The 13,844-nt window shown below is 60.3% G+C and carries 12 protein-coding genes and 1 pseudogene; 3 read left to right on the top strand and 10 right to left on the bottom strand.

The window, feature by feature from the left end:
• Positions 1-129: 129 nt before the first annotated feature.
• Both Q668_RS13315 and Q668_RS13310 read left to right on the top strand, forming a co-directional pair.
• Positions 130-1,011 carry a LysR family transcriptional regulator gene (locus tag Q668_RS13315; RefSeq protein WP_022990115.1) on the top strand — a complete coding sequence of 294 codons (882 nt, stop codon included), beginning with the start codon at positions 130-132 and terminating at the stop codon, positions 1,009-1,011.
• A 24-nt stretch (positions 1,012-1,035) separates the two neighbouring features.
• Positions 1,036-1,997, top strand: a pseudogene (locus Q668_RS13310) (PilT/PilU family type 4a pilus ATPase).
• A gap of 8 nt (positions 1,998-2,005) precedes the next feature.
• Here Q668_RS13310 and Q668_RS13305 read toward each other — a convergent pair.
• The 10 genes from Q668_RS13305 to Q668_RS13260 form a co-directional block, all read right to left on the bottom strand.
• Positions 2,006-3,136 carry an MFS transporter gene (locus Q668_RS13305; protein ID WP_227498364.1) on the bottom strand — a complete coding sequence of 377 codons (1,131 nt, stop codon included), beginning with the start codon at positions 3,134-3,136 and terminating at the stop codon, positions 2,006-2,008.
• Positions 3,137-3,166: 30 nt separating this feature from the next.
• Complete coding sequence (aroC, locus tag Q668_RS13300; RefSeq protein WP_022990111.1) at positions 3,167-4,261, bottom strand: chorismate synthase; 1,095 nt, start codon at positions 4,259-4,261, stop codon at positions 3,167-3,169.
• A 37-nt stretch (positions 4,262-4,298) separates the two neighbouring features.
• Positions 4,299-5,204 carry a 50S ribosomal protein L3 N(5)-glutamine methyltransferase gene (gene prmB / locus Q668_RS13295; RefSeq protein WP_022990110.1) on the bottom strand — a complete coding sequence of 302 codons (906 nt, stop codon included), beginning with the start codon at positions 5,202-5,204 and terminating at the stop codon, positions 4,299-4,301.
• 84 nt (positions 5,205-5,288) lie between these two features.
• A complete protein-coding gene (locus Q668_RS13290) occupies positions 5,289-6,485 on the bottom strand; it encodes a patatin-like phospholipase family protein (RefSeq protein ID WP_022990109.1) in 1,197 nt (398 codons plus the stop codon).
• A 3-nt stretch (positions 6,486-6,488) separates the two neighbouring features.
• The gene (locus Q668_RS13285; RefSeq protein ID WP_227498363.1) at positions 6,489-7,298 is read right to left on the bottom strand and encodes a DUF4892 domain-containing protein; all 810 of its coding nucleotides are present in this window, start codon (positions 7,296-7,298) and stop codon (positions 6,489-6,491) included.
• Between the two features lie 94 nt (positions 7,299-7,392).
• Complete coding sequence (locus Q668_RS13280; protein ID WP_022990107.1) at positions 7,393-8,313, bottom strand: alpha/beta fold hydrolase; 921 nt, start codon at positions 8,311-8,313, stop codon at positions 7,393-7,395.
• A 12-nt stretch (positions 8,314-8,325) separates the two neighbouring features.
• Positions 8,326-8,676: a PilZ domain-containing protein gene (locus Q668_RS13275; protein ID WP_022990106.1), complete on the bottom strand. Its 351-nt coding sequence runs from the start codon at positions 8,674-8,676 to the stop codon at positions 8,326-8,328.
• A 59-nt stretch (positions 8,677-8,735) separates the two neighbouring features.
• Positions 8,736-9,767: a DNA polymerase III subunit delta' gene (gene holB / locus Q668_RS13270; RefSeq protein ID WP_022990105.1), complete on the bottom strand. Its 1,032-nt coding sequence runs from the start codon at positions 9,765-9,767 to the stop codon at positions 8,736-8,738.
• Positions 9,760-11,856: a transglutaminaseTgpA domain-containing protein gene (locus Q668_RS13265; RefSeq protein WP_022990104.1), complete on the bottom strand. Its 2,097-nt coding sequence runs from the start codon at positions 11,854-11,856 to the stop codon at positions 9,760-9,762. Before Q668_RS13265 ends, holB begins: the two co-directional genes overlap by 8 nt.
• Positions 11,853-12,881 (bottom strand): DUF58 domain-containing protein, encoded by a 1,029-nt coding sequence (locus Q668_RS13260; RefSeq protein WP_052009723.1) that lies wholly within the window; start codon positions 12,879-12,881, stop codon positions 11,853-11,855. The genes Q668_RS13265 and Q668_RS13260 overlap by 4 nt, the downstream gene beginning before the upstream one ends.
• A 251-nt stretch (positions 12,882-13,132) precedes the next feature.
• Here Q668_RS13260 and Q668_RS13255 point away from each other — a divergent pair, with 251 nt between their 5' ends.
• Positions 13,133-13,747: a hypothetical protein gene (locus tag Q668_RS13255; RefSeq protein WP_022990102.1), complete on the top strand. Its 615-nt coding sequence runs from the start codon at positions 13,133-13,135 to the stop codon at positions 13,745-13,747.
• Positions 13,748-13,844 lie beyond the last annotated feature (97 nt).

Raw genomic sequence — 13,844 nt, 5'->3', positions numbered from 1 at the left:
AAAATGTGCGGAGCCATGGATGGCGGAGCCCAAGCGTCACACGGACGTGCCGAAGGAGCGTTTTTTGGGAGGGGGCCCTGAAGCCGCTCCCAGCTCCCCAACAAGAGGTAAGAAGCAAGGGGGTACATAGTGGATCCAAACGCACTGAAGGCATTCCTGGGCATAGTCGATCAGGGTTCCTTCTCCGAAGCCGCAGAAGCCCTGCACCTGACACAGCCGGCTATCAGTAAACGCCTTGCTGCGCTGGAAAACCAGCTGGGCGCCAAGCTTATAGAACGGGGACACCGAGAAATTCGTGTTACCGAGGCCGGCGCCAGGCTGCTGCCCCACGCCAGGCGCATCCTCGATGAAATCCACAACGCCCGCATGGCGCTGTCAGCCGACGACGGCATCATCAGCGGAGAACTCGAAATCATCGCCAGCCACCACATTGGCCTGCACCACCTCCCGAACTGGCTGCGACGGTTCGTCAGTGACTACCCGGAGGTAACGGTCAACCTGCAGTTTATGGAATCCGATGCCGCTTACAGTCAGATGCTCAAACGTAACGCAGAGCTGGCGTTTGTCACACTCAGTGACAGCATGGGAAGCGAGTTCGTGGTATACGAACAGTGGTCTGATCCTATGGCCTTTGTTGTGGGCGCCGGCCATGAGCTTGCAGTGGGTAAAAACGCCAGTCTTGAAGACCTGGCCCAGTATCCCGCGCTGCTGCCAGACACCACCACGGCAACGTACCGGGCGGTCAGCCGCTTGTTTCTGGAAGCCAACCTTCCGCTCAAACAGCAGATCCCCACCAACTACCTGGAAACCATCAAGATGATGGCCAGTGTGGGCCTTGGCTGGAGTGTGTTGCCGGTGAGTATGGTGGATGAAAGCCTGCACCAGCTGGATACCGGGTTTCCGGTCAGCCGGGTGCTGGGGGCGGTGGGTTTGTCAGGCCGGCATCTGAGCCCGGCGGCGACCGCCCTGCTCGGTATTGTTCACGACGAAGAAACAAACCAAACAACCTGATCCGGATAAACAACGGGAGACAAGATGGGCTTTGATGATTACCTGAAAATCCTGGCCAAACACGATGGCTCAGACCTTTACCTGAGCACGGGGGCGCCGCCCTGCGCCAAGTTCCACGGTACCCTGAAGCCCATTGACCGAATGCTGATGCCCTGGGGCTGCCGCCGATCCTGAAAGACGTGGTGATGGCCAAGCGGGGGCTGGTGCTGTTTGTAGGGGCGACCGGCTCCGGTAAGTCCACCTCCCTGGCGGCGCTGATCGACCACCGTAACAGCAATTCTGCCGGCCATATCATCACCATTGAAGACCCGGTGGAATACATTCACAGGCACAAGAAGAGCATCGTGAACCAGCGGGAAGTGGGCGTGGATACCCGCAGTTTCCAGAAAGCCCTGAAGAACACCCTGCGCCAGGCGCCGGATGTGATCCTGATCGGCGAGATTCGCGACCGGGAGACCATGGAACACGCCCTGGCGTTTGCCGAAACCGGGCACCTGTGTATCTCTACTCTGCACGCCAACAACGCCAACCAGGCCCTGGACCGGATTATCAACTTCTTCCCTGAAGAACGCCGGCCGCAGCTGCTGATGGATCTGTCGATGAACCTTCGGGCGTTTGTGTCACAGCGGCTCATCCCTACGGTGGACAAGAAACGTACCGCTGCCATCGAAATCCTGCTGGGCACGCCCACCATCAGCGAACTGATCCTGCGGGGCGAGATCGACGGCATCAAGGAGATCATGGAGAAGTCTGCCAACCTGGGCATGCAAACCTTCGACCTGGCCCTGTTCAAGCTCTGGCAGGAAGGCAAGATCAGTGAAGAAGAAGCCCTGAAGAACGCGGATTCTGCCAACAACCTGCGCCTGCGCATCAAGCTGTACGGCCAGGATGGCACTTCAGCGAAAGACAGCACCCGTTCCGGCGGCCCCATCGGTAGCGGGCTATCACTGCAACTGGAAGACGACGAGGAAGATCCGGACCAGTAAGCGCCGGGTCAGGCTTCTTTCGGCGGGGGTTGCAGCCCCCGCCAGGTAATGATGATGGCGATAGCCATGGCTACGGCACCACCCCAGAAGGCGGCAGAGGTGCTGTAGCCATCCACCAGGAACCCCGACATCCAGGCCCCGAGCGCGCCACCGGCGCCGAAGGTCAAACCGCTGTACAGCGCCTGCCCCTGCCCGTGGTGATGTTTGCCGAAGAAGCCCTGAATGTACTGCACTGATACCGCATGCAAGGCACCGTAAGACGCCGCGTGCATCAGCTGGGCAAAGATCAGCACCGGCACAAGCCCGGTGAGTTCGGCAATCAGCCCCCAGCGAATCATGGTCAATACCAGCGAGCCAAGCACAATCTGGCGCACGGTAATCCGGGTCGACAACCGGTGCATGATCAGAAACAGCCCGATTTCCGCAATCACCCCCAGTGACCACAACAGGCCGATCGACAGCTTGCCGTAGCCATGCTGTTCCAGATGAATGCTGAAGAAGGTGTAGTAAGCGCCGTGGGACACCTGCAGCAGGAAGTTCATCAGGAAGAAGGTCACCACAGCCGGGTGAGTCACGATGGCTTTCAGGCTGCCTTTGGGCGCAGGCTCTTTACGCTCGCCGCGCTCTGACGGCACCAGGAAGGCCGACACGGCAATGCCGGCAAACACCGGCAACAATAGCCAGGGCAAATAACGAATCGGAACCAGTTCCAGCAAACCGCCTACCAGCGCCACCGCACCAATAAAGCCCACTGAGCCCCACAGCCGCACCTTGCCGTAACGTTCTTTTTTTGAACCCAACACCCGCAGGGTGATCACTTCATATAACGGAAGAATCGCATTCCAGAAAAAGGTAAAGGCAAACATAACCAGCAGCAGGCCGTAGAAGTCGGGCTCCAGAAACACCCCGGCAAAAAACAGCGAACCGGTGATGGCGCCAAAGCGCACCAGCCTTACCCGCTGGCCGGTGCGGTCGCCCAACCAGCCCCAGACGCTGGGGGCCACTACCTTGGTCAGCTGAATGGTCGCCATCAGAGTGGCGATTTGCAGATAGGAAAAGCCCTGTCCCTCCAGGTAGAGGGACCAATACGGCAAAAGCCCTCCAAGGAGGGCGAAGAACCAGAAATAAAGGTTAGACAGCCGCCAGTAGATGGTAGCGCCTCCCTGTTATCAGAGCTGGCCGAGTACCGGCGTATCGACGCTTACATCACCATTCTGGCCACGATGGCGCAGGTAATGATCCATCAGTACAATGGCCATCATGGCTTCGGCAATCGGTGTCGCCCGGATACCCACACAGGGGTCGTGCCGGCCGGTGGTAATCACTTCCACCGGGTTGCCATTCACATCAATACTGCGGCCCGGCAGGCGCAGGCTGGAGGTGGGTTTCAGGGCGATGCTGGCGACAATTGGCTGGCCCGAGGAAATGCCGCCCAGCACACCACCGGCGTGGTTAGAGAGGAAGCCTTCGGGCGTCATCTCGTCCCGGTGTTCGGTGCCCTTCTGCTCCACACAGTCGAAACCTGCACCGATCTCCACCCCCTTCACCGCATTGATGCTCATCAGGGCATGGGCCAGGTCGGCATCCAGCCGGTCGAAAATCGGTTCGCCCAAACCCGGCGGCACACCTTCCGCCACCACGTTGATGCGGGCACCAATGGAATCGCCCTCTTTGCGCAGGGCGTCCATATAGGCTTCCATTTCCGGCACCTTGTCGACGTCCGGGCAGAAGAACGGGTTCTGGTGTACCTGGTCCCAGTCCAGTTTCTCGACCTTAACGGGACCAAGCTGGGACAGGTAACCCCGAATCCGGATACCCAGCCGCTGCTCCAGGAACTTGCGGGCAACAGCACCGGCGGCCACCCGCATGGCGGTTTCCCGGGCCGAGGAACGGCCGCCGCCGCGATAATCCCGCACACCGTATTTGTGGGTGTAGGTGTAATCGGCGTGGGCCGGGCGGAACTGCTCGGAAATCTTGGAATAATCCTTGGAGCGCTGATCGGTGTTCTCGATGATCAGGCCAATGGGCGTGCCGGTGGTTTTACCTTCGAACACGCCCGACAGAATCCGCACTTCATCCGGTTCCCGCCGCTGCGTGGTGTGGCGCGACGTGCCCGGCTTGCGCAGGTCCAGGTCTCTCTGCATATCCGCTTCAGACAGTTCCAGCCCGGGAGGGCAACCGTCAATAATGCAACCCAGAGCCGCCCCGTGGCTTTCACCGAAGGTGGTTACGGTAAACAGTTTTCCAAAAGTATTTCCGGACATAATTCAGCACTTTATAAAGGTTTTATAATAAATTACTTCAGCTGTTTCTGGCCTGCCATTCACGCAGGTCCCGGGCCGCAACCAGGAACACACCATCGCCGCCATTCTCGAATTCCAGCCAGGTCAGCGGCAGGTCCGGATAGGCATCGTCCATCGCACCCCACGAGTTACCCACTTCCACAATCAGCAGGCCGTCTTCGGTCAGGTGATCGGCGGCACCGGCAATGATGCGGTGGGCAATATCCAGGCCGTCGTCGCCTGCGGCAAGGCCCAGTGCCGGCTCATGCTGGTATTCTTCCGGCATGTCCGCCAGGTCTTCCGCATCCACATACGGCGGATTGCTGAGGATGACATCATAGCGGCCCTCGATGTTGTCGAACACATCCGAGCGAACCGTTTGTACCCGCCCTTCCAGGCCGTGCATCTCGATATTGGATTCGGCAACCGCCAGCGCGTCTTCAGAGATATCCGACAGGTCTACTTCTGCCTCGTCGAACACCGTCGCGGCGCCAATTCCGATACAACCGCTGCCCGTGCACAGGTCCAGAATGCGCTGAACGTGGGTGCCGCCAAGCCAGGGCTGCAAGCCGTTTTCCAGCAGCTCACCCAGTGGTGACCGGGGCACCAGTACCCGCTCATCTACGTTGAAGGGCATGCCCATGAACCAGCCTTCACCCAGCAAATAGGCAATGGGCACACGCTCGTTAATGCGGCGCTCGATGCGCTCGATGATCAGCTCCCGCTCGCTGCGGGTCAGGCGCGCATCCAGGAACAGGTTATTGTTTTCCAGCGGCAGGTGAACGCTGCGCAACACCAGTTGCACGGCTTCGTCCCACACGTTATCGGTGCCATGGCCAAAGTACAGGGGCGAGGCAGCAAACCGTGAGGCGGCATAGCGCAACAGGTCGCGAATAGTCTGCAGGTCATCTACGGGGCTGGTCACAAAGTCGGTTTCCTGGTCGGTAAGTTTCAGCGCGGCATTATACGCTGATTAGGCCGATGGCTGCAGCTTTCCGCCCGCCTGCCATCACAGCGCCAGCGGGCCGGAACTGCTGCGGCTGGCCTCAAATCGGTCCAGTGCCGCCGTCATACGTTCGCGCCCCAGCTGGATCAGCTCCGGCGCCTTATGGAAGTCGTAGCTACGGGACGCGTTCTTGGGAATATTGATCAGCAAGTCCGGCGGATAACCGGCAATCTTGTACTGCACCAGGGTGCTCTGCATGGTTTCGATGGTCAGGTTCATCACATCAAACTTGCCAATGCCCAGCTTGTCCCAGTCGATGGTGTCGTGCTCTTCCCGCTTTTCCGCATCCGGGTGATCGGCAGGCACCGGAGCCTTGGCCTTGGCCTCCATCGCTTTTTCCTGCGACTTTTTGGCAATCTCCCGGCTGATCTTCTGTTCCGGTGTTTCGTCCTCACTGCCCTTGCGGTTAGTGAGCGCTTTCAGGGCATCCCAGTCGAACCAGCGGGAAGCTTTGTCCCGGAGCGCATCCATCCACTCTTCCATATCGCCGCCGGTATCCTCTGCGGGCGTCAGTGCTGCGTCCGGAATTCGCTGGAGTTGCTCTTCCTCGCCCGCCAGGTTGACCGCCATAATCAGGTCTGCGTGGGCAGAGATGGTGGGAATAATCGGTAAGGGATTCAGCACCGCACCGTCCACCAGCACACGGCCGTCCAGTACCAGCGGTGTCACTACACTGGGAATCGCAATGGAGGCACGGATAGCCTTGTCCAGAGGCCCTTCCTGGAACCAGATTTCCTTATGTGCCAGCAGGTCGGTCGCTACGGCGGTAAAGGGAATCGGCAGGTCTTCAATGCGGGTATCACCCAGAATTTCCCGCACGATGGAAAACACCTTCTCGCCCCGGATGGCGCCGATAGAGCTGAAGGTAAGGTCCAGAAGCTTGATCACATCAAACTGCCCTAACCCGGTTACCCAGTCTTTGTACTCTTTCAGCTTGCCGGCGGCATACATACCGCCAATCAGGGCGCCCATGGAACAGCCGGAAATGGCAGCAATCTTGTAACCACGCTCTACCAGCACTTCAATGGCGCCAATATGGGCATAGCCCCGGGCGCCACCGCTGCCCAGGGTCAAGGCAACGGTCTTGCCCTTGCCGGTCTTGCGAACATTGCTGCTGGCGGGCGCACCTGCAGGGGAAACATCAGAGCTTTTTACGACCTTGCTGGCGCCGTTATCAACCGGTTTATCCTTCTGTGCCATGGCTTACCTCTTGATCACCAATACTTCTACACGATCACCACGACGATCCGGGTCTTCTACCTGCACCACGGGCCCTACGGTAACAATTCGAATCTGGCTGCGGGAGACTCCGGTTTTGCCCAGCACCTCAGCCAGGGCATCACCTGCCTGCCGGGCGCGCTCCAGGGCAGCCTCCAGAAGTTCGCCGTCCTGCAGGGAGGAGAACGCGGCCAACACCACTTCGGCGCCCTCATCTGCCGCCCAGTCGGTCAGCCTGCGCCGGTCATCGGCACTGAAATCAAACCGATAGGTAACGCCACCGGTCCAGGGCACCACCACCGGCCCCTTCATGCGCCCGTTTGACGCTTCAAAGCCCGGAATAGACGCGCCCGCGCCGACCTCCAGCTGCTCCACCCAGACATACTCCCGCAGGTTACCGCGAGTGACGGTATACACCAGCGTTAGCCACTGTGTTCCGTTCTCGTCTTCCACTGCAGCGGCCACGTAATCCTGGCTGCCATCCCGGCCCAACAGGCGGGATTGCTGGAAAATCTGGTTGGCCCAGACGTTGTTGCGGCCGCACTGGATACCGGAACACTGGTACAGAACGCTGGCGCCCCTGGCCCGGAGCTCTGTGAGGTAATGGTCCAACGCAGCCTCGCGACTGGCGTCCCGGTTGATCTCGAACAGCTGCCCCTGGCCAGACACCGGCAGGCGCGCCATTACATCGGAACGGATTTCGTTGCGAATCTCCCGCACCGGGCTGAACAGCACCAAGTGGCCGCTGGATTCAATCGCTGCGGTGTTCTGCAGCGACGATTGCGAGAACTGCACAGGGGCCTGCGCAAGAGCGTTCGCCTGGACAGAACCGGCAGACGCAAACAGAACTACGGCCGCCAAACATCTCAAAAAGCCACTGCTGGATCGGTTAAACATCAAAAAGAAACCTTTTTATGGCATCACTGACTGGCGTGGTATCGCCATCCAGGTGACAGTGGTGGCCGCCGGGAACATCCACCGTGGTCAGCTCCGGAATCAGCGCCGCGCGCTGATCCAGCCCCTTCCGGTAAGTCAGCAGGCCTTCCTCGGCACGCACAAACAGCGCCGGGGTTTTAATGGCCGCCAAAGAGGCTTCCACCTGTTGCTCTGTCATCATCAAAGCCGTGGGGTGCCGCAACCTTGCATCGGTCTGCCAGACATACCCCACCCCGTAGCTGCGCATGTTCCGGGGCACCAGCAAGCTGGCCGCCTCGGCACTCAGGGGGCTGAGGCCTCCCTCGCGAATTCGTGCTGCGGTTTCCACATCCGGATAGATCGCCGGCGGTGCCGAACCGCTACGCTTTTTCTGCAAGGCCCGGCGCAGCTGGGGAATGGTTTCTTCCGCCGGGCGGCTAAGCGCCCCCAGGCTGTCGATCATCACCAGCCGCCGAACCCGCTCCGGAAATGCCGCTGCGTACAAAGCACATACGATGCCGCCCAGAGAATGGCCGACCAGGTCTATCGGTTCTTTTTCGCTGTGCGGAAAATGGCTGTCGATCAGTTCGGAAAGGTCGGCCACATAGTCCATCAGCCAGTAGCTGTACCCCGGCGGCCGGTGGCCGGACTGGCCGTGGCCTGCCATGTCGATGGCGTGGACCGGCGCATGGGCTGCGATTTCCGGCGCAAGGCGGGCAAAACTCATGGCGTTATCCAGCCAGCCGTGCACCATCAGCACAGGTTGCCGGGTGGCTGCTTCGCGGGGCGGATGCCAGCTCAGGCCGGCAAGGGTGATGTTTTCGAGTGGCCAGTGCGCCTCCCGGCAGTCGGCCGGAACTTCGTGCCCACTGTCGGGTAACACTGTGTCATTCATGCAAGGCAGGTCCTACATGGTGTGGGTGGGGCGATCAGAGCTCAGGGAGCCAGCCAGGTATGATTCGATCTTGGTGCGGGCGGTTTCATCATCACCGTTGAACTGCACACCAATACCGGCAGCCCGGTTGCCCTGGGCGCCTTTCGGGGTTATCCATACAACCTTGCCGGCCACCGGGATTTTCTCCGGCTCGTCCATCAGGGTCAGCAGCAGGAAAACCTCGTCGCCCAGCTGGTACTGCTTGTGGGTGGGAATGAACAGGCCACCCTGCTTTATGTACGGCATATAGGCTGCGTACAGCGCGGCTTTGTCGTTGATAGTCTGGGTCAGAATACCACTGCGTGCTCCGAATCCGGGCCCCATATCAAACACCTTCTTTTTTCTGATATTTCGCAATCATAGCAGCTGTTAACCGCTAAAGCTCAACCTGCGGCGCGCTTTCTGGGCATCAAATCACGCCAGGCAATCAACAGCTGGCTGGCCTCAAGTTCCGGGCTGGCATTATACACGGCGGCCTCCCGGCTCTGCCGGACCCGGTCCAGCAATTCATGGGCCCGCCAGGGCGGATTGCTGCGGGCCAGGAACATCAGCATGTCTGCCGCTTCGGTATCATTGGGCTGACCGCCGGCGCTGCACCGGGCCAGGTCGGCGGCCCAGCTTTCGAACAGCCAGAGCGTGTCTTCCAGGCCGATGGTCTTGAAGCACTTCGCCGCATCACCCACGGTGACCTGCCCTTTCATAAACTGCTTGAAGGCCTCGAAGGCCTTGTCCCGCAACCCCGGAAACTCGCCGGTGACATACTCCAGCGCCAACCTCGGCGCATTACCCGCCAGCATCAGACTCTTGGCCAGCACCTCGGCTCCGGGGCGCTGATCTTCCTCCAGCCCGGATACCTGCGCAGCCAGCCAGTTCTGGGCCTGTTCTTCCGCCGGCACCGGAATGGTCAACGCCTGGCACCGGGAGCGAATGGTGGGCAGCACCGGCCGGCCACTTTCCTGCAACAGCAGCAGGGTGACATCCGGCAGCGGTTCTTCCAGGGTTTTCAGCAGGGCGTTGGCGGCATTGATGTTCAAAAGGTCTGCCCGGTCGACAATGGCCACCTTGTGATGGGCCACCTGGGGCGAACCCACGGCAAAGGTAGACAGTGCCCTCACCTGGTCCACCTTCACCATACGGGATTTCTCCGGCGCGTAGATTCGCAAATCCGGATGACTGCCCGCACGCAGCAACTCACACTGCTTGCAGTGGCCGCAAGCCACCAGGTTGCCATTACCCAGGTCTTCCCGGCGATCGCACAGCAATAACCCGGCAACGGCCTCGGCCCAGGCACGCTTGCCCACACCCCGTTCGCCGGCCACCAGCAAGGCATGGGGCAGCCGGTCTTCCGCAAGCCGGTGCTGAACCGCGTGCCAGGCCTTGGTCAGCCAGGGCATGTCTTGGGCGATATCACTCATTGGGTGGAGTCCGTGTTTCGGGTACTGGTTCCGGGCCATTGCGCCGTTGCCGCTTCATGGTACGCAGCAACCGCTTCAAACGGCGGGTGTCGTCGGCAGAGGCCGGCGCAGATGAAGCACTATAGTAATGATTGTTCACGGCCCGGGCAAAGACCCGCGCCGATTCAGACACCGCCGGAACCGCCCGGGACAGCCTTTGCGCCAGCGCCTCCGGAGTTTCACCAGCCCGCACCGGAACACCCGCCTGCTCACAGAACCGGTGCCAGCTGCTGACCACCCGGCGGAACGCATCCTGCCGTGCGCCCCGCTTCATGCCCAGGGCAGACACCAGGCCGGCCACCAGCAACGCCAGGCCCACAATACCTGCCGTCAGGTAGCCCAGTTCCTTCATACCCACGCCACCGGGCAATCGGGACATCAGATCCATCTGGCTCTGGCCCTGATAACCCACCACCCAACGCTGCCATTGGTAGTTGATGCGGTCCAGCTGCAGTGAGGCCCACTGCAATACTTGCAGATCGCTGTAACGCTGAGGCGAGATCAGTTCGTTTTCCAGGAATGAACCTTCGTCTGCCATGGCGTCTCGCAGCCCGGATTCAATCCGGCTAGGGGCGATGGCGGCAGTAGGATCAACCCTCACCCAACCGCGCCCTTCAAGCCACACTTCCACCCAGGCGTGGGCATCGTACTGGCGAACAATGTAATACTCGTTGTTGGCACCGGCGTCGCCCCCCTGGTAACCCACAACCACTCTTGCCGGAATACCCGCTGCCCGGAATACAAAGGTGGCCGCACCGGCATAGTGGGCACAGAACCCCCGCCTTTCATCGAACAGCAGTGCATCAATGCCATCTTCCGGCATGGTCGGTGGCCGCAGCGTGTAAAAATACTCCTGCTCCCGGAACCGGCGCATCAACTCCATCACCGTTTGTTCCGGGCTTAACTGCGAACCCAGCTGCTGCGCCAGTTCCCGTGCCCGGGGGTTGCCCTGAGCTGGCAGCTGCAGGTATCGGCGTTGTTCCAGCGGTGACAACCCCTGCACTGCGCTGCTCGCCGCCACATTGCCCAGAGCCATCCGATAGCGCACAGAGCTGTCTGCCGGGCGCCGGAAACGGAACAGGTTTTGCTCTGCCTCTACCACGTTATCCGATACAGCTTCGGAGCCGTCCAGGGCGAACGCCCAGCGCTGGTCCGTGGGTTCCAGCAAGACATCGTATTGGTTCGGTTCCAGATCCCCCACGCCGCCATCGATGGCTACGCGGCCCGGCCGGAAGAAACGCTCGGAATCGCCCTGGCGCCAGGTTTCGCCGTCCAGGCGGTCCAGGATCAGCCCGCGCCAGTAGCGGTCACGGTAATCCGGGGCTTCGCCGCCAAAGGTCACCCGAAAAGCCCGCTCACTGCTCTGGGCCAGGTTGGAGATATCGCCCGGGCGCATGGTGTCCGAAATCCCGCTCCGGGCCTGGCCAGACACCATGGGCACACTCCACAGCGGCGCCATGCGGGGGAAGAACACAAACAGCAGGATCACCACCGGCAGAGTTTTCAGCATCAGAAGGCCAAGGCGCTTCCAGCCCCGGCCGATGGCATTGGGCAGGTCCGGGGCGTTGATGGTTTGCAGCCCCACCAGCAACAACGCAATCGCCACAAAGTTCACCAACGCCCAGAGAATGTCCTGCCGGAACAGGAAGTTCACCGTGGCCAGGTACACCAGGATGAAGAACAGCACATAGAAATCCCGGGCACTGCGGGTTTCCAGCCATTTCAGGCCCACCGCCAGCACAAAGAACGAGGCGGCGGTATCCACCGTAAAGCGCCCCTGAACCGTGGCAATGTACACCGCCATCAGGATCAGCATGATCCCGGTGCGCAACCAGCGCCCGGGCAAACGCACCCGGCCCATCTGCGCCAGCCAGCGCCAGCCGGCCAGCACCACACACGCGGCAATCAACCACACCGGCAGGCGATCCCACTGGGGCACAAGCAATACCGCAAAGGCCGCAATCAGCCACAGCAGCGCCTTACCGGGAATGGTTTCTTTCGGCGGTTCTTCCCGGCCACTGAACAGGCCAAAAGGCAGGGAAAGCTTCATGCTGCCTTGCCTCCCCGTGCTGCCCGGTCCAGTTTCCTGCGGGTACCAAAGGCCCTGGCATCATCATCCCGGGGCTTTTGTTCGCCCCAGATAGCCAGCGCCCGCAGGCAACGCTCCACATGCACCTTGCCGGAATCCGGCTCGATTACCTCACCCGGCAGGTTCAGGCCAAAACGGGCACCCTTTGCCGCCCTGTCCTGCACCAGCCAGGCCAGGTAACTCAGCCGCAGCTCGTTATCCACGCCCCGGAAAGCAGCAAAATCCAGCCAGTGCGGGCTGCCCTGCTTCGCCTCCCAGTCTGCCACCACCATCTGGCCGGAGCGGGCAAAGCGCTTCCACATCACCCGGGGGCTTAAGTCCCCTTCCCGCCAGGGCCGCAAGTCCGCTTCGTCCTGCCCGGCTGTTTTCGCGGCCGCCGCGTTCTCCGGGCCATCCTCCAGGGTACTGAGTGCTTCCGGCGCCGCTAATGGCCGCGGAAACACCAACCCAGCCGAAGACGGCCGCACCCAGGACCAGGCCTTCAGCAAACCAAACGGAAACCGGGTTTCAATACGCACCCTGTCGGGGCGCAGATAGCCGCGCCAGGCCGAAGGAACTGGCAGGGTGACGTCTTTCGACTCCCCGGCTGGCACATGAATACCCTCAACCCGCGAGTCCTTCACCGACAGGCTGATCGCCAGTGAATCGTCTTTGCCACTGCTGACCCGGAACCGGAAAGGAATATCTTCACCAGCCACACCTTCCCCTGCCTGAATGAGGGCAAGCGTCAAGCCGGACAGGTTACGGTGCGTCTGGTGCATGGCCCCCACAAACAGGGCGCCCAGCATGAAAGTAAGCAGGTAAATCAGGCTGTTCTGATAATTGATGCCGGTAATCAGCATGATCAGCAACAGAATGCCGAACACCACACCGGCGCCGGTGGGCAGAATGAAGATGTTTTTCTGGCTGAACAGAACGCTGTCTGCACGGGGAATACGGCGGTTGATCCAGCGGCTGAAACGACGGCCAACAGATTGTTTTATCATGCCCATCAGGCCGGAAGACTCCTGAAAAGTTCAATGCAGTTTACGGACTATGAAACCATATCCACAGTGTTTTTATAACTGTACTCCGTAGGGGAAGATTCTGATCACAATACCGGCACTTTCCGGTTGAAATCGTGTCAGACAAACCGAATACTGACAAAATGAAGCGCATAGCCTGAATGCCCTGAGTTCAGCAGTCCTCGCAGTCTCAGCAGCGCCTCTGCACACACCGGTTACCCAAGAGGCAACTCATGATACGTCGCAAACTGCTTGCCGCTGCCATAACGGCCGCCATCGCTGCTCCCGCCACGGCGGGCGTACAAACCATGACGTCTGACGAAATGGTAGAGACCTACGTAGAAGACTCCGCCGTTATCGTGGTACCCAAAGACCAGCAGAAGTCCGAGGCAGATCGCCAGCGCATCATCCAGGCCCTGACCATTTCCCCGGGCGAGCCGGTTGTCACCGAAGCAGAAGAAGAAGCCTACCGGGAAGCCCTGCAACGCTACCTGGAAGATGACCGCAAAGATTCACTAACCGACGCCGAAGAAGAATTCCTGCGCCGCGCCCTGCTGCTACCAGTCGACGAACTGGCAAGGGTCCAGCCACCAGCCGAATTCCGCCCGGACATCCCCCAGCTGATCTTCGGCCAGCAACCGGAAATTCCGGACGAACCCTTTACCCAAACCTTCCTGAACGACCAGCTGGGTATCGGCTTTGACGGCCAGAACCTGAATTTCAGCATTGGCAACCCGCCGGGGATTGACCGGATCAATATTCCGCAGGGGATTAATGAAGGGCCAATTAATCTGACGCCGCGACCTGGGGGTGGGTTTGATCTTTCTATTCAGGTGCCGGACCAGTAAGGCCCGATAACCGCCTTCGCGACAAACGAAAAACGGCAGCCCATGAGCTGCCGTTTTTTTGTGCCGGCATGAACTGCAATCGAGTAGGAGGGGGAGT

It is taken from the genome of Marinobacter sp. ES-1 (genome assembly GCF_000475255.1).
Classification (GTDB): domain Bacteria; phylum Pseudomonadota; class Gammaproteobacteria; order Pseudomonadales; family Oleiphilaceae; genus Marinobacter; species Marinobacter vinifirmus.
This window is presented reverse-complemented; position numbering and strand designations above follow the sequence as displayed.